The following is a 19502-nucleotide window of genomic DNA, read 5'->3' as shown; positions in this document are numbered from 1 at the left end:
ATTGATTCAAATAATTATCGTGGACGATCATCAGCTAGTTGGTGAAGGAACTAAAAAAATGATTGAGTTGGAGAAAGACATGTCTGCTACTTATTCCAGCGATGTTAACTCAATGTTAAATGATCTAAGACATAAACAATACGATGTGTATTTGCTTGATATGAATATGCCTCAGTGCAGCGGTATTGAACTTGCCAAGTCAATTATGAAAATACATAAGAATGCCAAGATCATCTTATATACCGGATTTGAATATTTGTCCATATTCAATCTGTTAATTGACACAGGTATTAGCGGTATCCTAAGCAAATCTGCTTCTCAACAAGATCTAATTATGTCTATCCGCTCTGTTATCAATGGGTATACGTTAATACCTGTATCTTTACTTAAACAGTTGAGAGTTACCGAGTTTGTATATGAAAGTGCTCAAGAAAATAATTCTTTGCACTCTACCAGTAGAGTAACCATTTCCCAGAAGGAAAAAGAATTGCTAGAATATATCGCTAAAGGAAAAAATAATAAGCAAATCGCTGATGATCTTTATATGAGTCTACGGGCAGTAGAATATAATCTTACTAAAATTTTCAAGAAATTAAAAGTAACCAATCGTTCTGAAGCGTTAGCCGAAGCCGTTCGTCATGGTATCGTAAACATTAATATTTAGGCATCTTGAATAACTAACAATTTTAACGATCAATTCATATATTTATACCTTAAATTTTTCCCATAGTTATTACACAATGTTATTTTTATGTTAACTTTTCATAGCCGACTAATTTATTTGTAATTGTAAATCAGAACTTATTTCAATAAAAACTACAATTGTAAGGAAAGTCAACTACTTCTACTTCATATTCCTCACCTGATAGCACAATTTTTTACACTTTAAGCTTTGTCTATTATCCAAATGATATAACTCTTAAAAAGAAAAAACGAACTACTCCCTTGATAAGAACAGTTCGTTTTTTCTACTAATCGAGCAATACTACATGATTTCGATCTTTTGTTTGTGCCTTACATCTGAGTTGTGTTTTAGAATTGCTCTCAGAGTACTATTTGGTAACTAAACACTTAAGATTCAACGTAATCAGATAATTGTATTTGGCAGCGTGCTTAAGCTCATCCAATATAACACCGTACACTGTATCTTTATAGATGCCAGCAGGCAATCCAAACCAGATGTCGCGATATCGTTCCACCGCATCCAACTCCCCCATCAAGGCGCGCTGTAGACCTTCTGTATAGGATTGCACTTTCTCATATTCCTCACTACTGATGCCTGAAATTTCTCTTGACCTGTCAAAGCCCGATACATCTCTCTAAACATTTTATTGTGGCCGCGCTCATCGTTACGCTCCCCTTGTACCGCTTCCTTTATCATTTGTACTGCTTTTGGAAATCCTGTGTTCCAGATAGGAACAAAATCGACCCGCATATAGTTTGAATTTACCCAGTAAGAAGGTACTTGATACAAGTTTGTCTCCTCCCGACGTTAGTTTATAGAAAATATATGCGCATCTGCCCATGTCGGTTCCTAATATTAGGAACTACTATATGGAAATTATTGACAAAACTCTATTTGAAAATGACTCCATTAATCGCTCATTACACCTTCAATGTTGTCACATATACTCCAGCAAATACAATTAATCCTCCAATGATCTGCGAAAGATGAACAGGATTCCCCATAGCCACACTCATTATCGCAGTAAATACAGTAATTAAATTCATGTATACGCCTGCACGACTTGCCCCTATCTCCCGAATACCGGCATTCCAAAAAATAAATGAAAGTATAGATGGAAACAATCCAATATACAAAATACCTATCACTACTCTCCCATTCAAAGGAAATGGGTTTCCAGAGGTTGGGAGAAAGAATACAAGAACAAATAAACCAAGTAAAGCAGATACTGCAATTGCAGCGATGGGTGGGATCTCCTTGATTCTGCGTCCCAGCAAAGAATATGCTGTCCATACTGAGATCGCTGCCAGCATCAGCATATCTCCCACGTTGTATACTGTCCGAAAAATCATTCCAAGTTGACCATTTGTAAGAACCAGAAGAACCCCGATAAGTGACATCAAAAGACCTACCATCCTTGATAGCGTAAGGGGCTCCTTCAGAAAAAGGGCCGCAAAGCATACGATTAAAGCAGGATTCATTGCGTTGACCAAAGATGCATTCAAAGAAGAAGTGAAACGTAATGCCACATACAGTAGAAAATTATATCCGATAACTCCTAGTAACCCCATTAATAAAAGAATAGGCCATTTCTTCCAAACTTCTTTCCATTTCGGTTTTTCTACGATCTGAGAAATCGGAAACAAGATACAGATTGCAATAGTCCAACGGAAAAAAGTCATCTGTACGGGAGTAAGCTCTGACACCACCATTTTTCCAAAAATATAATTCCCTGCCCAAAATAAATTAGCTAAAATAAGGAACAGATAGATTCTTCTCTGTTTCATTATTTATCGCCTCTTTCCTGCTAGATTGTATTTAGAGAAATTTATTCATGTAGGTATAGTATAGGTTTGAGTTCAGAAAAGAACTGTACGAAACATCATCTTCAATTAGAGTGATTTCCATTGGTTTCATGGTATATGACTTGGTGATAGATCTCATATGTATAAATTATTGGAGGGAGTTCTATATTGTGCCTGCGTTATGCACGAAAGTTATAATAACCAGTTGTTAAGTGCATTTTTTATATAGATCATGCTCAATCTGGTGGTATTTCAGCGAAAACACCCGCCCATCAAGTTAAAGGTCTTCTTTTCCATGTAACAATATCCCCTTTCAAACTCAGACGGAGTGTTGGGATTGCCTTCTTCTACTTTAAATCATTGAAGTTGTGTAGGAACTTCGTCACGATGGGATTCCGTTTGGTCTCCTTCTAAAGAAATTCTTTTCACCCCTGATGAAACGTCTCTGTTAGGCTTAGGCAAATAAGATTTCAACATAAGTTCCATGTCTTTTTTTGTTATTGGCTTTGCTTCGGGGTACAACTCATAACCAAACTCGCCATTATTTTCAGTCGTACCGTACTTCACATCTTCAATATTCGAAATACCAACCATTCGCAGACGTTTTTCAAGGTCATCAACAGACACTCGAAGCCTGCGTAAATTATTTATTTCTAGTTTTCCTTTTTTCGCTTTGCTCAGAGTCTTCCCGAAATCGGAAAATCATGAAAGAAGACTCCTTTTTCTAAATCAAGGGGTATAGGATATGGATGTAACAATTTTCGGAATGGTTTTCATCTAATAGGCAAATGAGAAAAACCTCATATTTCTCTTGGCTTATTGTAAGTTGTTGCTCCTGACAGTAGCTATCAATTTGCTGATCTATTTCTTGCATATAATCCGTGTGCTCAAAAGGATTGCCTACATAATTGTAACGTAGTGCACGCTTAATTTTAATTTTCTCAGCAGCTTCACAATCACTATTTATTATATTTGAACAATACATTGTAGTCCTTACAGTTTGATCAGGCTGTTTATGATAATTCCGGCTTATCAATGAAGTTCGGGTCCAAAATAACTCAGCCACACCTTCATCTTCATAGGAAGAGCTTAAGCTTATTCCATTTTTTCCCCAAGAGAATTCCATTCCCCTGCAAATAAATAAGAAAGGATTCTCAATTAGCTGTATAGTATTGGGTGCTTCTAAAAATGAATGCAGGTGCTCATTGAGAGTTTGAAGGTAAGCCATCTTTTTTTCTAACTGTTTAATCTCCTTAGATAAATGGCTCATTTGATTATGATTAAGAGATACAACTTCATCGATTGTACTAAAATCCAACCGTTTTTTGATGGAGCTGATTGAATGGTCCAATTCCCTGAACATAGTCACATTACCAAAATTCATGACTTCTTGCAAAGTATAGTAACGATATTTATTTTCTCTAACAAGAGATGGTTTAACAAGCCCTTCTTTATCGTATAAACGCACCGTATCCGTACTTACATTATGAAGTTTCGCTATATCTCCTGTTTTAAAAAAAGGATTGTCCATGTTTATTCCCTCCTTATTGTGTGTTTAATGATTTTCCACTCTTGAGATTCTATTAGGTGCTCAGACTCCCATTTCCTTTCCTGATTTAGGATCAAAAAAATCAGCCAGAAATAATCTGACTGAACTATTATTAAGCAAAAGAAGCCTCTTTACTTAAACCTAGTAATAATTCACTATATGAAGGGTACGGGTGAATACTATCCTTCAGAACGGAAAGAGGTAAGTGTAGTGTTGTAATTGAACTTCACCTAACATCTCACAAGCTCTCTCACCTAAAATACTTGCTCCAAGCACATATCCGTTAGAATCACAAATAACTTTTGCAAAACCATCCGTTTTTCCATCCACTACTACGCGATCAACTCTTTATAACTTCTAGTATATACTTTAATATTGTTGCCGTACTTTTCACGTGCCTCTTGTTCAGTTAAGCCTGTTCTTGCTAGTTCTGGATGTGTAAAAGTACACCATGCATACTCATTGGATACTTTTTTCATTTGTTTATTGAAGGCATTATTCACAGCGAGCTTACCTTGAATAGCTCCCATATGAGAGAACATATAGGAACCCACCAAATCCCCAACAGCAAAAATATGAGGAGCACTGAATTGCATGTACTCGTTCACTTGAACTCCCTTTGCCGTATATATTACTCCTACATCATCCAGGTTTAAGCTATGAACATTTGGTTTCCGGCCAAGTGCAAATAGAATTTTCTCTGCGTGAAGAACTTCTTTATGACTATCTTTTACGATACTCAAAGAAACCCCTGTCTCATCTTCCGACACCTCTTCGGCACTATAGCCCGTAAAAATTTCTATCCCCTCCTGCTTTAAAATGCTTTCAAGATGTTGAGACAGATCCAATTCTTCTTTAAGCAAGATGTGATCGGCTCGTTCCACAAGTTTTACATGAACGCCCAGTCGATTAAAAGCCTGACTTAACTCAACTCCAATTGCCCTGCCCCGACGACAATCAAACTTTTAGGCAAATCAGTCAGTTTAAACACATTTTCATTAGTCAAGTAATGTATACTTTCCAGACCTTTAATAGGCGGCACATAAGTAGATGAGCTTGTACTTATGACAATATAGTCTGCACTAATTAGTGTATCATTGACATTGATCATGTTTTCATTCTCAAACTTTGCTGTCCCATTGAAGTAGTCGATGCCTTCTCCAACTAATACTTCAACAGCTTCTCCTTGATGAGCCTCCTCGGTAAGTCTTCTAACTTTACTCATGATGTTAGATGAATGAGTTACATTTCCATATTTTTTAGCTGTAAAAATTTCATCAGCGATTTGGATTAGAGCCTTACTTGGGATACAACCTGCCCATGTGCACTCTCCACCTGGTTTATACTTTTCAACAAGTAATACTTGTTTACCTAACTCAATTCCTTTTTTGAGCTGCATTAAGTCCACCTGCACCTGCGCCAATGATAATAATATCATAATGATTTTTTAACAATATCCTAACCACCTTGTGTCAGTATGATCTATCTAAAAACAAGAATAAACTATGGAGTAATTCAAGAGTCAATACATCCAACTTTATTTTAACGTTAGCATGTTTTCCTGGACTATTCTCGTCAATAAAGGTAAAGAAGACCAAGCCCTTACGAGATTGTATCTTTGAAAATGTTGAACCTAAGTTGATGAAAGTCAACTGTAATGTTTCTCAATGTATTATGTACCTGCTTGAACCATGTGGTACGATACAATTAGATACTTAATGAAAGACAAGGTGCAATCGATGAAACTCCATGAACAAGACGACAAATATCATGAATTAGATAATAAGGCCAGTATCATATATAAATTTGTTATGACGTATAGCGACTATATTAGAGCCATTCGGGACTACGGTACTGGCGAAGAGATCAACATGGTCGAAGTACACACCCTGACGATGATTGAAGAGAATCCAGGGATCACTGCTGCCAAGCTGTCATTGGAGTGGAACCGTACAAAAGGAGCAACTTCACAGATTCTAAAAAAGCTGGAGCAACGCGGATTCATCCTTCGAAAAAAAGAAAACGGTAATGCAAAAAACTTAAACCTTTACGCTACAGAAAAAGGAGAGGCATTGAGCAGAGCGCACAAATTATACGATATTAAAGAACTCATGTGGGCCGACAAAACGTTACACGAAAGTTTCAGTAGCGAAGAAATTAAGGCTTTTTACAACGTGATGCAGCGATATACTGAAATGATGCTCTCTCCACGAAGCGAATAGAACACAAGATATTCAGCCATGAATTGGGAACAATCGCCCAGGATTCTAAAACGAAAATGATATTTCTGTGCAGCCCACATATTCCTGTTGGCCGCGTATGGACTGAAGAAGAATTGAAACGTTTAGGTGAGATTTGTATTTGGAATAATGTGCTTATCGTTTCCGACGAAATTCATTCTGATCTTTAAGCCCAATCATCATACTCCTTTTGGAAAAATATCCGAAGAATTCAGAATGAACTCTATCGTATGTACATCTCCTTCTAAAACGTTCAATCTTGCAGGCTTGCAATTATCGAATATCATTGTTCCGAATGAAAGACTTCGGAACGAGCTGAACCACAAATTAACAACCATCGATATTGACCCGGGCTCTTTTGCAACTATCGCCCAAATTGCTGCGTACAATGATGGAGAAGAATGGCTTGTGCAGCTGCTTACCTATCTTGAGGAGAACCTGACTTTTATTGATCGGTTTGTGAAAGAACGCATGCCCAAAGTAAAATTGATCAAACCGGAAGCGACCTATTTGGCGTGGCTAGACTTTAGAGAGCTCGGACTTTCGGATCTTGAACTGCAACAGTTAATGCAGAAAAAAGCCAAGGTTGCATTGGATGATGGATTTATCTTTGGCGCTGGCGGAGAGTTGTTTCAAAGAATCAACTTTGCTTGCCCTAGATCTTTGCTGCAACGAGCATTAGAAAGTATGGAAAGAAGTCTGCAAGGTCTCGATTAAGAGAATTTTAGTTATAGATTATCAATAGTCGCATATCTGCATAGATGTTTATAAACTTCATAATTGGAACAAGCATTTGTCCTTGACACGACACAAAAGCTTGTTCAATAAAACAAAAAAGCCGCTATGTAGCGACTTTTTTTGCTTCAACGTTCTTGTCCCTAGACATTTGTCCAGTTTCATGTGTTCCTATAGTTTTTCCCTAAAATTATATTTTTCAGGATGCATGTTCAAACTGGCTGTTATATAAATCGGCATAGAATCCGCCTTTACCCAGCAATTCCTCATGATTACCCGTTTCGATAATGTTACCGTCCTTCATGACCAATATCAGATCGGCGTTCTTAATCGTTGAGAGACGATGGGCAATCACAAAAGAGGTTTTCCCTACAGTAAGTCGGTCCATCGCTTGTTGAATCAGCAACTCCGTACGCGTATCGACCGAACTTGTGGCTTCGTCCAGTATGAGCATAGGCGCATCTTCAATCATGGCTCTTGCAATGGTAATCAATTGCTTTTGGCCAGCAGAGAGATTGGCTTTGTCGTCTAGTACTGTATCATAGCCCTGCGGCAGAGTTTTAAGGAAGTTGTGCAGACCCACTGCTCTACATGCGGCTTCTACCTGTTCATCGGTAACATGGTCTTGGGAAAAGACGATATTCTCACGAATCGTTCCTTCAAACAGCCATGTATCCTGCAGTACCATACAGAATAATTTATGAACATTCTCACGTGTTAATTGGCTGATCGGAGTTCCATCAATATAAATTTCCCCTCCGTTCAGCTCATAGAACCGCATGAGCAAATTCACGAGCGTCGTCTTACCAGCACCTGTCGGGCCAACAATGGCGACTTTCTGACCAGCTTCAGCTTTCATAGAGAAGTCTTTGATAATCATATGGTCTTCGTTATAACCGAAACGAACATGTTTGAATTCAACATCCCCTTTGGCGTTATCTAGCTTCATGGTCTTGTCACTTTCATCTTTCAATTCTTCTTCATCCAGAAATTCGAATACACGTTCACTGGCAGCAGCCGCCGATTGCAAATTGGTTGCAGCCTGCGCCAACTGTGACAAGGGCTGTGTAAATAGACGAATATACACCATAAAGGCCACAATAGTTCCGATCGTTATAACATGTTGGTTCACCAGCAAAGCGCCCACGATACAGACCGCTACATAACCGAAATTCCCGATGAACATCATAACCGGCATCATCAGGCCAGACATGAACTGGGATTTCCATGCATTTGTATACAAGCGGCCATTAATGCCATGGAACACTTCCTTGGCTGCTTTTTCTCCGTTATATACCTTGACTACGTTATGACCAGCATAGGTTTCTTCAATATGACCGTTGATCTGGCCAAGCTCTGCTTGCTGTGCTACAAAATATTTTTGTGAATGCTTCATAATTACGGTCATCAGTGAAAAACCAATCAGCGTAGCTACAATCCCGGTAATGGTCATGATCCAGTTCGTATACAGCATCATAATCAATGCACCCACAAAGGTTGCCAGTGCGCTGACAAGTGTGCCGAGACTGTTGTTTAACGTTTGTCCGATGGTATCGACATCGTTAGTCACACGGCTGAGCACATTACCATAGCTCGTAGCATCAAAATACTTCAAAGGCATATGATTGATTTTTTGGGACAGTTCTGTCCGCATCTTCTTTGTAAGGCGCTGTGACACGGTTACCGTAATGAATCCTTGGAAATAATTAAAGATAAGGCCGAGACCATACAAAACTACCAGTACAAGAACAATCTTCTGAATAGCATTTATATCAATCCCTGTTACAATTCCTTCCTGGATCAGGTTGGCAATATCGCTGAGCTTATCCGGACCAATCACATTGAAGACGGAACCGGCCAGTGCCAGCACCATAGAGAGGATAATCATAGGCGCACAGGCCTTGATGTAGGATAAGAGCTGACGGATGTTCTTTTTAAAATCATTCGCTTTTTTACCAGTCCCCATCCCCTCCGTAGGACCTTTACCCATGGGACCTTGCTGTTTCATTTTGATATGCTCACTGTCGACGGTGTGTTCATTCTTGTCCATGTACGAGTTCCTCCTTCGAAAGCTGCGAATAAGCGATCTCCTGATAGGTGCTACAATTCGCCATCAGCTCTTCATGTGTGTCGTTTCCTACAATCTCGCCCTGGTCCAGTACGATAATGCGGTCAGCGTCCTTTATGGTGCCTATGCGCTGAGCAACAATGAGTGTCGTAGCATGGCCGGTTTCTTGTTTAAGCGCGGAGCGCAGAATCCGGTCTGTTCTGTAGTCCAGTGCCGAGAAGGAATCATCGAAGATATAAATCTCCGGCTGACGGTAGATGGCACGCGCTATGGACAGACGTTGCTTTTGACCACCGGACACGTTCGCTCCACCTTGTGAAATCCGTCCTTCATACTGACCGTCCATTTTTTCAACAAACTCCGTACCTTGGGCAATCCCCACGGCGGCTTTGACGAGTTTCTCCGATGCTTCTGACCTTCCGTTATCGCCATACGAAACGTTGGACGCCACTGTACCGCTGAAAAGTACGGCTCTCTGTGGGACATACCCGATTTTGTTATGAAGTGTCTGCTGCTTATAATTTCTGACATTCACGCCATCCACAAGCACCTCTCCCTCAGTCACATCGTAGAAACGGGAAATCAGATTGATTACGCTGGTTTTGCCGCTGCCTGTTGCGCCAATAAAGGCAACTGTCTCGCCCTGTTTTGCCGAAAAGCTAATGTTGCGAAGCACAGGTTCCTCCGCATCCGGATATTTGAAGCTGACATTACGGAATTCCACCTGACCCATAACGCCCTCTTCTCCAGCTGTCTCATGTCCGTCGATGATGCGAGATTCGGTATTCAATACCTCCATAATCCGTTTGGCAGAAATCGAAGCTCGAGGCATCAGGAAGAATATCATACTTACCATCATAAAGGCCATGACCACCTGCACCGCATATGAGGAGAATACGACCATATTAGAGAATAGCGTAATGCGGTCCGGCACGGCCGCTCCGTTAATCAGGTAAGTGCCAATCCAATAGATTGAGACACTCAGACCCGACATAATAAAGGTCATACCCGGGCCAACCATTGCCATTAACCGGTTTGCAAACAGGTTTGTATTCGTCAATTCGGCATTAGCCTGCCCGAACTTCTCCTCCTGATACTGATCTGCATTATAAGCGCGCACCACCCGAAGCCCGGTCAGATGCTCACGTGTTACCCTGTTCAGATTATCGGTGAGACGTTGGATTTTTTGGAAACTCGGAAGAGCGAAAATAACAATGACACTCAGCATCAGGATCAGAACAGCCACAGCCACTCCTGTAGAGGCAGTCCACTGCCAGTTTTTATCCGCAATCTTTGCAATGGCCCACACGGCCAGAATCGGCGCCTTGATGATCACCTGCAGCCCCAGCGCAACCACCGTTTGAATTTGGGTAACATCGTTCGTGGAGCGGGTGATAAGGCTGGCTGTTGAAAAGCTGTTCATCTCTTCCATGGAAAAAGATAAGGCCTTGTCAAAGACCATCGCACGCAGACGCATGGCCAGCCCTGCCGCGACCTTTGCCGCAAAATAGCCGACAATAATAGATGCACTCATACTGCCGACAGCACATAACAGCATATAAATACCGGGAATCAGCAGTTCCGACATCGGCGTTCCTGCGGTTTGCAGCTTGGTTGTAATCTCGGCCATATAATCAGGCAGCTTCAAATCCAGCCACACCTGCACAACGATGAAGGCCAAGCTGCAAAGCACGAACATCCATTCATTTTTCTTGAGATATTTGAATATCTTCAGCATTCTGTTCTTCTCCTTTATCTGAAAATCTTAGGTGTTTGGTGCAATTAACGTATCCTGCATACGTCCTCTACATAGGAATTCAGCTTTTAGAGACAATAAGCTTGATGAGTCGGATAAACTCTTTGGCATCCTGTTCGTCCAGCTTTCGAAGAATTTTCTCGCTCCATGCGACTCCTTCGTTATACCTGTCCATCATAAATTGCTTGCCTGAATCCGTAATGAATACAATCACCTTACGTTTGTCGTTAGCATCCGTACGTCGTACAACCAACCCTTTCTTCTCCAAACTTTTCAGTGCCGTTGCGATCCGTCCCGTACTGACGGACAAGTATTCGCTCAAATGGCCCGAAGTAACCCCATCCTGATGACTCAAAGCGATGAGAATCCCCATTTCACCACGAGAGAAATGCGCTCGTTCCTCTAACACCGGTTTGCGCGATTTGACGATACACTCGAATAGTTCTGTTGCTGACGCTTTATAGTCCATTGGCAGTACCACCTTCTGCATTTATCTTATACTGTAAGATAATAATGATATCCGGACATAAAGTCAATTCGGGAAAATATGTAATGGTTGAAGTTTCATGACCACTCACGACCTGAATGCGAAGAGGAATACTTCATTGCAACTTGACACAAAAAACTGCACCTCCAAAGTTAGATCGCGTCTAAAAATTGGGGTGCAGTTCACTCTGATGTTTATCATCTTCTGATGATCTAGATTAAAGTAAAGTAATCATCAACTTTCCTTATCCAGTGCTTTTCATACAAATCAGCAGCCACCAACCGCACTACGTCTTCAACAAATCGAGGATTCTCGTACGCACGTTCTGTAACCTGTTTCTCGTCAGGCCTTTTTAATACGGGATGAAGGCAACTGCTTGCATTGGATTCAGCGGCATCCAACAGATTTTCCTTCCAATCACTTGGCAATAATTCTCCAGGGTTGCCCTGTACCTGAATTCGTAGCATACCACGCTGATTGTGTGCACTATATTCACTTATTTCTTTAGAACAAGGACATAACGTTGTGATTTCTGTTGATACATCTGTTCGGCAATTCGCTGCGTCAGTCTAAGTAAATCTGTAATTTGGTCACTCAGTCCCTCATTGCGACTATACTGAAGCTGTTCTGCCAATCTGCTCATATTAATGCCTTTAAATTCCCGCTCCAGTGAGGTAGTCAGTCGAAAATTGCCAATGCTGGACACCTTTACAGGACTTTTTACCGAAATAACATCGATAGGATACTTCAAATTTTCGATGCCTACTTGCTGTAACTCAAACAGAAAATCATTTTTGCTATTTTGCAAATCTTGCATCTCTTCTTTGAGAACAGGTTTGTCTCCCTGTATTGGATCAACTGAACCGAATAGCCCAAGCCTTTCAGCCTTATCAGGCAGTACAAATGAATGTGTCACACTCTTACTCATGTTATCCTGCTCCTTGTCAGACGCTTGCTTCGGCAACCGCACATTCGCTAAATCGTGCTCTGAACCAGTCCTCATCCAAATCTTTTCCAATTACAACGATGCGGCTTGTTCTGTCTTCATCCACATTCCATTCCCTGTCAGTATCCACCCCCAATATCATGTGAACTCCCTGAAATACGACCCTTTTATTTGTTTTCTGTACATTAAGAATTCCTTTGTATCGATACGTATCAGCTGAATGCTCCACCAACCAATCGTTTATAAACTTATTCACTTTATCTAAATCCAAAGGTCTCGTTTCAGTGAGAACAATGGAGAAAATATCGTCATCATGATGATGGTGATGATGTTCTTCCAGAAAATGTGGATCGACTTCGAGTTTGTGATCAAGATCAAATGTATTAACTCCAAGAATCTGATCCAAATCAATTAAGGATTGATGTGTATGCGTCAATCGGGCATGTGAGTTCATCTTTTTCAACCGGGATTCCAAACGAGCAATATCTTCCTTTTCGACAAGATCTATTTTGTTTAATAATATGACATCGGCAAAAGCGACTTGTTCCTTTGCCTCATGTCCGTTATCAAGATGATGTTCAGCATGTTTAGCGTCTACTACGGTTATAACAGCATCAATTTTGAAAAAGTTTGAAATCAGTGGCTCCGCAAGAAAAGTCTGTATGACCGGTCCCGGATCAGCCAAACCCGTAGTTTCAACAACAATCCGATCATATTCGACAGGTGTAAGAGTCTCTGCAAATTTGCGATGCAACAAACTTTTCATGATATCCACCAGATCACTTCGTACTGTGCAGCAGATGCAGCCATTGTTCATTTCAATAATTTCTTCGCCAGATTCCACAATTAGTTCATTATCGATGCCCACTTCTCCAAATTCATTCACAATAACAGCGATTTTATAACCATGATCTGCCTTCAATATATGATTAAGCAGCGTCGTTTTACCAGCTCCTAAAAATCCCGTAATTATCGTTACCGGAATGCGTGGATCTTGTTCCGTTTCCATGTAAGTCCCCCCCTTAAGGTCCTAATTCTAAACTGTACATTCCTTGCAAACTCCCAATCAGACTTTTCACATGTTTATTCCATGCTCAAACCCCTTCAATGTAGATTTTTTATACATCTTCTATGAAGCAGGCCATGAAAAATCCCCCCCACAGAGGTTAGCAGTTGTCTGCTCGTGAGCTGTGCGGCGAATGTTCCCCATTTCCTTATGCACGGTAGGTAATGCAACAAGACATGCGGTCAAAATAGCAATTGCTTCATCTTGGACTTCTGTTCTGTTCACCAACTCGACTTGGTAACACCAGGAATTTGTCCTTTATGAGCCAGTTCACGGAAAACAATCCGTGATACTTTAAACTTACGCAAATATCCTCTCGGGCGCCCCGTCAGTTCACAACGGTTTTTCAGTCTAGTAGGGGATGCATTACGTGGTAACTTCTGCAATGCTTCATAGTCCCCTCTTTCTTTCAGTTGACGGCGCAGCTCTGCATATTTGGCTACGGTCTCCTGACGTTTCTTCTCACGTACTACTTTTGATTTTTTGGCCATTGATTTTTCTAGCTCCTTTTAGTATTAGATTAAATGCATGTCAGATCGGACCGCTTCATAAATAAGCTCATACGTCCAATTGAAATCCGCCCTTCGACAAAAGTCGTAATATAACCCGGCAGCCGAATTGTTTCAATCGTGGTTGCGAGCATAAAGGATAACGGTGGAATCAAGGTCTCTTCACTATCAATGGAAGCAGGCTGAATCTGTTCCTCTGTCAGCGGAGATACGGTCATCCTTTTTTGCCTGATCAGCGTTCGCAGCGTGCGGTCAGATAAAATAACTTCATGCACTCCTTCTAGAATAAGTTTCACAGATCAAGATATAGGGTGTCATTTCTCATGAACCTTTTTTACATCGTTGTATTCACCCTGCATGATTGTAGGATGAATTATTTAAATAGTAATAATTACGATTAATAAAAAACTATAATCCTGTTTTGTCCACATGTCAATACAACATGTCGTTTATAAATCTACTTCCCACATTTGTTTCACACTAAACAATTATCGACGCCCAAGATTATTTACATAGCATATACATAAATACATATGAGAACCAATCAAAAATTGGCTCCATAATGACAATACCCAGTGAGTACCCAAATCAGCTAATAGGCGTCTGGGTATTTTTGAATTTTCTCTTTCTATACCTTCATGCGAGGATTATACTCCGACAGTGCATTTTCTATGTTTTCAAAATTAAGTGCTCGGTTCTCTATAATCGCTTTTCGTTTTGCTTTTAACACAATCTGCTCAATATCAGCAAAGCTGCATCCGGCAAGCAAATCTGCAGCCTGTCCAGCAAGGCTCTCCCCGATCAGCAGTTCAATGTATTGAATCCGATCCGCATGCGTTGGCAATGTATACGTCATTTTCGTGTCAAAACGGCGCCATATCGCTGTATCCAGTTCTTCCTCAAGGTTGGTGGCTGCGACAAAAACACTCTCTCCGCCGAACTCGTCTAGACATTGTAGCAGCGTGTTCACCACTCGTGCCATCTCTTTCACCTCATCATTTGAATCCCTCATACGCCCCAGAGCATCAAATTCATCAAGAAACAGAACACAAGGCGTCCCATTTGCATAGTCAAAGATCTTGCGCACATTGCTCGCTGTTTCCCCCAAATGACTATGGATAATCGCGTCAAGCCTCACTAATATAAGCGGCAGATCCAAGCGCTGCGCCAAATAAAAAGCCGTTAGTGTTTTTCCAGTTCCTGGTGGACCAAACATTACGATCTTGTTAGGCATGGGCACATCCTGCTCCTCAAACTTTTCTTTCATTCCCAAAATCGTAATAAACTCATCCACAATTGTCTGGTTTTTCTCGGCTAGTACGATTCGTTTGACCTTGCGGGCGCACTCCTTTGGTGTATATACGGTCGCCATATCAATGCCTTTGGCACGCGGGAGCCGCACAGCAGCATTGCTTTTGCTTTTATTGTTCACGGTCTTTACCTGCCTCTTTAAATAGTAATATTTACGATTAGAAGTGTATCAAAATCAGGTTATGATTTCCACCAAACAGCTCAAATAGTTTGCTGGCATGTTTATCCTTTCATTATCTAGAATGTTTTTTCTATTATTCAATAAAAAAAAACCCAGCCAAGTGACTAGGTACCATCTATTTCGTACTCATGGGAGAGTAAATTATAAGTGTGATGTACATCTCCAGAGAAGACCACTGCTTCTCTCTCCAGAAGTCCATAGACTTTGTCTTCACGCATTTATTTTCTCAAGTATGCTGGTATCTAAAATTATCTCGACACCAAACCTCAGGGAAATCGCCCTTCAAATAAGATCAAAACGGAATAATGGCCTTTTAACTTTGGACAAGAATACTGGCTTCATCAATGGTTTGTTTTACAATTGAAGCAGCAGGTTGGTCGTTGGCTAACCGAAGCCCCTGGCCAGCCCAAAGTGACATATACTCGGGGTTGTTTGCTTTTGCAGCCGCCTGACGAATGTCCCGGGTCATCGCGTTTTGAATAGGGTAAGCAGGGATTGTACCGGAGTACTGATGCATGTCAATCATAAATTTTGTTTGAATGCCTCTTGCAGCTTTGCCGGAGTAAGCACGTGTAATTTGAGTGGAGTCTTCATTTGTCGAGAGGATTTTCTGCTTGTACTTTTCGTGGGCACCGCTCTCAGGACAGGCTAAAAACGCAGTGCCCATCTGTACTGCAGAAGCTCCTAATAAAAGGCTTGCTGCAAGTCCCCGCCCATCCATGATTCCCCCCGCTGCGATGACCGGGATCGACACATGGTCAACGATCTGCGGAACAATAGCCATGGTGCCTATCAAAGCATCATGGGAGGCATCTTTCAGAAAGGTCCCTCTATGCCCGCCTGCTTCGCTCCCCTGAGTCACAATAGCATCTACACCCCCTGCTTCCAATTGCTTGGCTTCATCAACGGTTGTTGCAGTTCCAATGACGAATATTCCATGCTGTTTCATGGTTTGAATCACGTTTGGAGATGGTATGCCAAACGTGAAACTAAATATGGGCACACGTTCCTCCAATAATACCTGTACCTGTTCCTCAAATGATTCTGCAGACTTCAAAATCAATGGATTTTGAGCAGTGCCAAGTTCGATACGATATTTATTGAGATAATCTGTCATCCGGTAGATAGCTTCTTCCGACTCTTCAAATTGCTCAGGCACAAACAAGTTTACTCCGAATGGGTGATCCGTTTGTTGCTTGATTTTTTGGATCTCGCTGCAGAGTTGTTCCGGCGTTAAGTATCCGCCTCCTAGGTTGCCTAGCCCACCAGCGTTTGAAACAGCCGCTACTAATTCAGACGTCGAAACGCCACCTGCCATCGGCGCTTGAAAAATCGGGTATCGAATTTTTAGAGTACGCGTCAATTCAGTCTCAAACACTTTTAAATCCTCCTTTTAGTTGAAAATTTGAAGATCTATTGGTAGTTCAACAAGCAACAAAGTGGCAAGAAGACGCGATAGGCTGCTCTCCTTATTTTCAACAATTTTTTATACATGTTGTCTAGGCAAAAATGAAGCACTATTGCCGATTAAATAATACTCGAGTTTCATTCAAAATCAACTATACAACTTATGTTGTTTACAATAAAGAGGTTGGTTAAAGAGGAGGCGCTTATGACCAGACGGACTATTGTCTTGGAGTAATATATCTTTCAAGTACCAAAATAAAAAACTGGCGCCGACAGAATATCGACACCAGTTTTTGCCGCACAGCTTTTCCCAATATAGTGGCTTGACTAAGGAAATGCTGAATGAGATTCAACCGATTGAATAAACGATGTTAGATTGATGCTTTTAGGCAAATTACTGATCAGTGCTATTCAATAGATTCAAGCTTCCATTGTTGATTATAATTGGATGTATACCGCCATTGCTGGATAGGAACTCCCTCTGCAGTTGATAGGCCTGTGACATCAGCTGGCTTATTGGAAATTACAGGAGTGATGCGATAGTAACCATCTCCTGTAGAGATAAAAGCAAATTTTTGTTGATCTTGGTCAGTACTAGCAGCCAGTTGGAATTTAGCGCCATGATCCAGAGAGCCATTTGTTACCTCGAGTGAACGTCCACTCTGCACATTCTTGATACTGTATTGACCGCCACCTAGATGCGTAACACTCCATTGCTGATTTTCTTTACCTGCATAGGTTGATTTAATTACATTTGCCCCTTCTATCGTATTATCGGCTTCCATGACCTTGCCGTCCAAACGCACGTTGAAACGATAAATACCATTAGAAGCATTTCCATCAGGAATGCTTGCTTTATCTCCGCTGCCAGCAGGCCGGGTGTAGAGAAGAGTTCCGAAACCAAGTTGGTCAAACGTTGATGGATATTTTAAATTCGGACCACCTTCGGTACCTTCCAGAGCCATTCGGGCAGCAATATTGGGTGCAGATAGACCTTTTCGATTGACATAGTGGTTATAAATCATTGCCCAGATGGGCCGCATTTCATTACGACTGGCAGGCGATATTCCGGATTGACTATTTATCGCGCCGTTTCTACCTGATCCCCATTCATAAGTTGTAAATGGCACATCCTCGCCATTGTTGTACTTGGCAACATATTCAGCAGCACGCAGGAAACGATTGTCCGCCCATCCATAAAGGTCATCTCCCTGATTCCACGCCATTTCAGCAATTGTGGCCATTAAACCAATACCTAATTGAGTATGCGCTTGGTCCCTTCCAGACTCTTGCCATTGGGCAAGACCATCAGGATGAAGGAATGGGATCGCATTATAAATGGACCCATTTCCTGCACCATTTTTAAAATATTCAACACCGATATCATAAATATCCCGGCGGTCACAGAATATTCCGATTGCAATGGTGGCAGCCATATTGCTTAGATCCCAGTTCGCCCAGTAATTCTGTATATATGAATCATTATGACTATTCCCATATTCATTGCCAATAAGGAATCTCTCGTTCAATGGTTTGTAAAATACGGTAAGAAGCATGTTCTGCATTTGTTCCACATTAAACCCCGGATAATCTCTCATAAGTTCTGCTGCATTAGCCAACTCATATCCATAAATTCCCGCCGCTAAGTAGCGATCAGCATTGCCGGAAATCGTTTTAAGATTAGAGGACCAGGCATTCAAAATATCACGAGCTGTATCTCCATTTGCGGTGTCCCCTGTAATTTTCCAACGAAGTGCATTCTGATAAGCACGAGCTATATCATTGTAAAACACAGCTACATTTTGCCCACTTCCTCCCCTGATAATGGTAGAAGTAGCGCGTGATTTCCATCCAGCCTGTGAAAGTGGACTGGACAGCAATTGATTCCAACCATCCAAATACGGTTGTCTGCCTTCATTAATCATTTGCTTAATTCGGTCAAAATCTTCTTTCGTATGTAATAGGCCAGGATGAGCAAATCCAGTGGATGCTGCAGCTTTAGGCAATGTTTTCTCAGTGAATTCAAACGTACTTATTACTAGGCAAAAAATAATGGATACTAATAGTATTCTTTTCAACATTTACATTCCCCTTATATTAGTGTGTTTAAAATAAATCCTCCGCTATTTTATCCTCGATCCCTCCTTTATGTAATTCTCCTTTGAGTTGGTATATATACCTGTTTTTTCTGCGCTATTATGTTTATCGGCACTTCAATGTTTGATAATAGTAATATCTTGAAAAATAGGTCTTTTTGCTTAACATTTTTCTTCATTTTCATTTCCAGTTTCATTTTCAAACCATGGAGTTATGGAGTGTAGAGGCGATTACACAAACCGTTATGAGTGGGCTTGGATTTTCTTTTTTGCCTTATATTACAGTTAAAGAAACGTAAATAGAGGAAAACTTAAATTGTAAATCATTCCGAAAAGTTCGATCCTATATACTCCCATACGCTGATTAAAAAGAAAAAGTGGCTATCTCCAACAGTGAAAGCTTTCTCTGAACTTGTTATAAATCGATCCGTAAAACGGATAACGAGATCGAAAATTCAAGATGACCACTTGTTGGATAACTGGTATTATTGCCCTCTAGGAGCGCCAATTATAATTGTGAAAAACTAGCGTAATTAAGTTGTCTTTTTTCTTTTAATGCTTCATAGTGGATCTCTTTCAATGTATCTTTTATTTAATATACTGACCCGCCTCCTGTAGAAATCTGATTACTGAGTTGTTTATTCTTCATATTAATTTGTTC

18 protein-coding genes and 3 pseudogenes are annotated in these 19502 nt (G+C 40.8%); 5 read left to right on the top strand and 16 right to left on the bottom strand.

Annotated elements, in window-relative coordinates:
• Position 1 precedes the first annotated feature (1 nt).
• On the top strand, positions 2-664 hold the full coding sequence (locus EGM68_RS12460; RefSeq protein WP_129549288.1) for a response regulator transcription factor: 663 nt from the start codon (positions 2-4) through the stop codon (positions 662-664).
• Between the two features lie 388 nt (positions 665-1052).
• Here EGM68_RS12460 and EGM68_RS26085 read toward each other — a convergent pair whose 3' ends face one another.
• The 6 genes and pseudogenes from EGM68_RS26085 to EGM68_RS26080 all read right to left on the bottom strand — a co-directional run bounded on the left by EGM68_RS26085 (position 1053) and on the right by EGM68_RS26080 (position 5438).
• Entirely contained in the window at positions 1053-1253 is a 201-nt protein-coding gene (locus EGM68_RS26085) for a ferritin family protein (protein ID WP_240664162.1), read from the bottom strand.
• A 352-nt stretch (positions 1254-1605) separates the two neighbouring features.
• Complete coding sequence (locus EGM68_RS12450; RefSeq protein ID WP_129549287.1) at positions 1606-2472, bottom strand: DMT family transporter; 867 nt, start codon at positions 2470-2472, stop codon at positions 1606-1608.
• 375 nt (positions 2473-2847) lie between these two features.
• Positions 2848-3171: a YetF domain-containing protein gene (locus tag EGM68_RS12445; protein ID WP_129549286.1), complete on the bottom strand. Its 324-nt coding sequence runs from the start codon at positions 3169-3171 to the stop codon at positions 2848-2850.
• A 43-nt stretch (positions 3172-3214) separates the two neighbouring features.
• The gene (locus EGM68_RS12440) at positions 3215-4021 is read right to left on the bottom strand and encodes a MerR family transcriptional regulator (RefSeq protein WP_129549285.1); all 807 of its coding nucleotides are present in this window, start codon (positions 4019-4021) and stop codon (positions 3215-3217) included.
• A 204-nt stretch (positions 4022-4225) separates the two neighbouring features.
• Positions 4226-4369, bottom strand: coding sequence for a hypothetical protein (locus EGM68_RS26550; protein ID WP_129549284.1), 144 nt, complete (start codon positions 4367-4369; stop codon positions 4226-4228).
• A 2-nt stretch (positions 4370-4371) separates the two neighbouring features.
• Positions 4372-5438, bottom strand: a pseudogene (locus tag EGM68_RS26080) (dihydrolipoyl dehydrogenase family protein).
• Between the two features lie 340 nt (positions 5439-5778).
• On the opposite strand from EGM68_RS26080, the gene EGM68_RS12420 reads away from it, so the two are divergent.
• From EGM68_RS12420 to EGM68_RS12410, 3 genes are read left to right on the top strand one after another with little or no spacing between them, the layout of a single operon-like run.
• Positions 5779-6261 carry a MarR family winged helix-turn-helix transcriptional regulator gene (locus EGM68_RS12420; RefSeq protein WP_129549281.1) on the top strand — a complete coding sequence of 161 codons (483 nt, stop codon included), beginning with the start codon at positions 5779-5781 and terminating at the stop codon, positions 6259-6261.
• A 56-nt stretch (positions 6262-6317) separates the two neighbouring features.
• Positions 6318-6449, top strand: coding sequence for an aminotransferase class I/II-fold pyridoxal phosphate-dependent enzyme (locus EGM68_RS26545; protein ID WP_481855663.1), 132 nt, complete (start codon positions 6318-6320; stop codon positions 6447-6449).
• Between the two features lie 46 nt (positions 6450-6495).
• Positions 6496-6996, top strand: a complete 501-nt coding sequence (locus EGM68_RS12410) for an aminotransferase class I/II-fold pyridoxal phosphate-dependent enzyme (RefSeq protein ID WP_165264017.1) — start codon at positions 6496-6498, stop codon at positions 6994-6996.
• A 217-nt stretch (positions 6997-7213) separates the two neighbouring features.
• On the opposite strand, the gene EGM68_RS12405 is transcribed toward EGM68_RS12410, so the two are convergent.
• From EGM68_RS12405 to EGM68_RS12360, 10 genes and pseudogenes are all read right to left on the bottom strand, one after another.
• The gene (locus EGM68_RS12405; RefSeq protein ID WP_129549278.1) at positions 7214-9064 is read right to left on the bottom strand and encodes an ABC transporter ATP-binding protein; all 1851 of its coding nucleotides are present in this window, start codon (positions 9062-9064) and stop codon (positions 7214-7216) included.
• Positions 9051-10820: an ABC transporter ATP-binding protein gene (locus EGM68_RS12400; protein ID WP_129549277.1), complete on the bottom strand. Its 1770-nt coding sequence runs from the start codon at positions 10818-10820 to the stop codon at positions 9051-9053. Before EGM68_RS12400 ends, EGM68_RS12405 begins: the two co-directional genes overlap by 14 nt.
• Before the next feature lie 79 nt (positions 10821-10899).
• Positions 10900-11307 (bottom strand): MarR family winged helix-turn-helix transcriptional regulator, encoded by a 408-nt coding sequence (locus EGM68_RS12395; RefSeq protein ID WP_013371190.1) that lies wholly within the window; start codon positions 11305-11307, stop codon positions 10900-10902.
• A gap of 230 nt (positions 11308-11537) precedes the next feature.
• Positions 11538-12142, bottom strand: a pseudogene (locus tag EGM68_RS26540) (GTP cyclohydrolase, FolE2/MptA family).
• Positions 12143-12269: 127 nt separating this feature from the next.
• Complete coding sequence (locus EGM68_RS12385; protein WP_129549276.1) at positions 12270-13280, bottom strand: CobW family GTP-binding protein; 1011 nt, start codon at positions 13278-13280, stop codon at positions 12270-12272.
• A 278-nt stretch (positions 13281-13558) separates the two neighbouring features.
• A complete protein-coding gene (gene rpsN, locus EGM68_RS12380) occupies positions 13559-13828 on the bottom strand; it encodes a 30S ribosomal protein S14 (protein ID WP_025678316.1) in 270 nt (89 codons plus the stop codon).
• 29 nt (positions 13829-13857) lie between these two features.
• Positions 13858-14121 (bottom strand): dCTP deaminase domain-containing protein, encoded by a 264-nt coding sequence (locus EGM68_RS12375; RefSeq protein WP_240664159.1) that lies wholly within the window; start codon positions 14119-14121, stop codon positions 13858-13860.
• A gap of 353 nt (positions 14122-14474) precedes the next feature.
• Positions 14475-15278, bottom strand: a complete 804-nt coding sequence (locus tag EGM68_RS12370) for an AAA family ATPase (RefSeq protein ID WP_129549275.1) — start codon at positions 15276-15278, stop codon at positions 14475-14477.
• 373 nt (positions 15279-15651) lie between these two features.
• The gene (locus EGM68_RS12365; RefSeq protein WP_129549274.1) at positions 15652-16716 is read right to left on the bottom strand and encodes an NAD(P)H-dependent flavin oxidoreductase; all 1065 of its coding nucleotides are present in this window, start codon (positions 16714-16716) and stop codon (positions 15652-15654) included.
• Positions 16717-17152: 436 nt separating this feature from the next.
• Positions 17153-18826: an RICIN domain-containing protein gene (locus EGM68_RS12360; protein WP_129549273.1), complete on the bottom strand. Its 1674-nt coding sequence runs from the start codon at positions 18824-18826 to the stop codon at positions 17153-17155.
• A 209-nt stretch (positions 18827-19035) separates the two neighbouring features.
• On the opposite strand from EGM68_RS12360, the pseudogene EGM68_RS26070 reads away from it, so the two are divergent.
• Positions 19036-19264, top strand: a pseudogene (locus EGM68_RS26070) (LysR substrate-binding domain-containing protein); the annotation flags it as partial.
• Positions 19265-19502 lie beyond the last annotated feature (238 nt).

It is taken from the genome of Paenibacillus sp. M-152 (assembly GCF_003856555.1).
Lineage (GTDB): Bacteria > Bacillota > Bacilli > Paenibacillales > Paenibacillaceae > Paenibacillus > Paenibacillus polymyxa_C.
The sequence above is the reverse complement of the archived record's forward strand: the minus strand, read 5'-3'. Positions and strand labels throughout refer to the sequence as shown.

What these genes read in the sequence shown, in the direction of transcription:
- EGM68_RS12405 (WP_129549278.1), bottom strand. Translation starts at nt 9,064, where the DNA reads ATGGACAAGAATGAACACACCGTCGACAGTGAGCATATCAAAATGAAA.
- EGM68_RS12450 (WP_129549287.1), bottom strand. Translation starts at nt 2,472, where the DNA reads ATGAAACAGAGAAGAATCTATCTGTTCCTTATTTTAGCTAATTTATTT.
- rpsN (WP_025678316.1), bottom strand. Translation starts at nt 13,828, where the DNA reads ATGGCCAAAAAATCAAAAGTAGTACGTGAGAAGAAACGTCAGGAGACC.
- EGM68_RS12360 (WP_129549273.1), bottom strand. Translation starts at nt 18,826, where the DNA reads ATGTTGAAAAGAATACTATTAGTATCCATTATTTTTTGCCTAGTAATA.
- EGM68_RS12420 (WP_129549281.1), top strand. Translation starts at nt 5,779, where the DNA reads ATGAAACTCCATGAACAAGACGACAAATATCATGAATTAGATAATAAG.
- EGM68_RS26545 (WP_481855663.1), top strand. Translation starts at nt 6,318, where the DNA reads ATGATATTTCTGTGCAGCCCACATATTCCTGTTGGCCGCGTATGGACT.
- EGM68_RS12385 (WP_129549276.1), bottom strand. Translation starts at nt 13,280, where the DNA reads ATGGAAACGGAACAAGATCCACGCATTCCGGTAACGATAATTACGGGA.
- EGM68_RS12395 (WP_013371190.1), bottom strand. Translation starts at nt 11,307, where the DNA reads ATGGACTATAAAGCGTCAGCAACAGAACTATTCGAGTGTATCGTCAAA.
- EGM68_RS12440 (WP_129549285.1), bottom strand. Translation starts at nt 4,021, where the DNA reads ATGGACAATCCTTTTTTTAAAACAGGAGATATAGCGAAACTTCATAAT.
- EGM68_RS12400 (WP_129549277.1), bottom strand. Translation starts at nt 10,820, where the DNA reads ATGCTGAAGATATTCAAATATCTCAAGAAAAATGAATGGATGTTCGTG.
- EGM68_RS12410 (WP_165264017.1), top strand. Translation starts at nt 6,496, where the DNA reads ATGAACTCTATCGTATGTACATCTCCTTCTAAAACGTTCAATCTTGCA.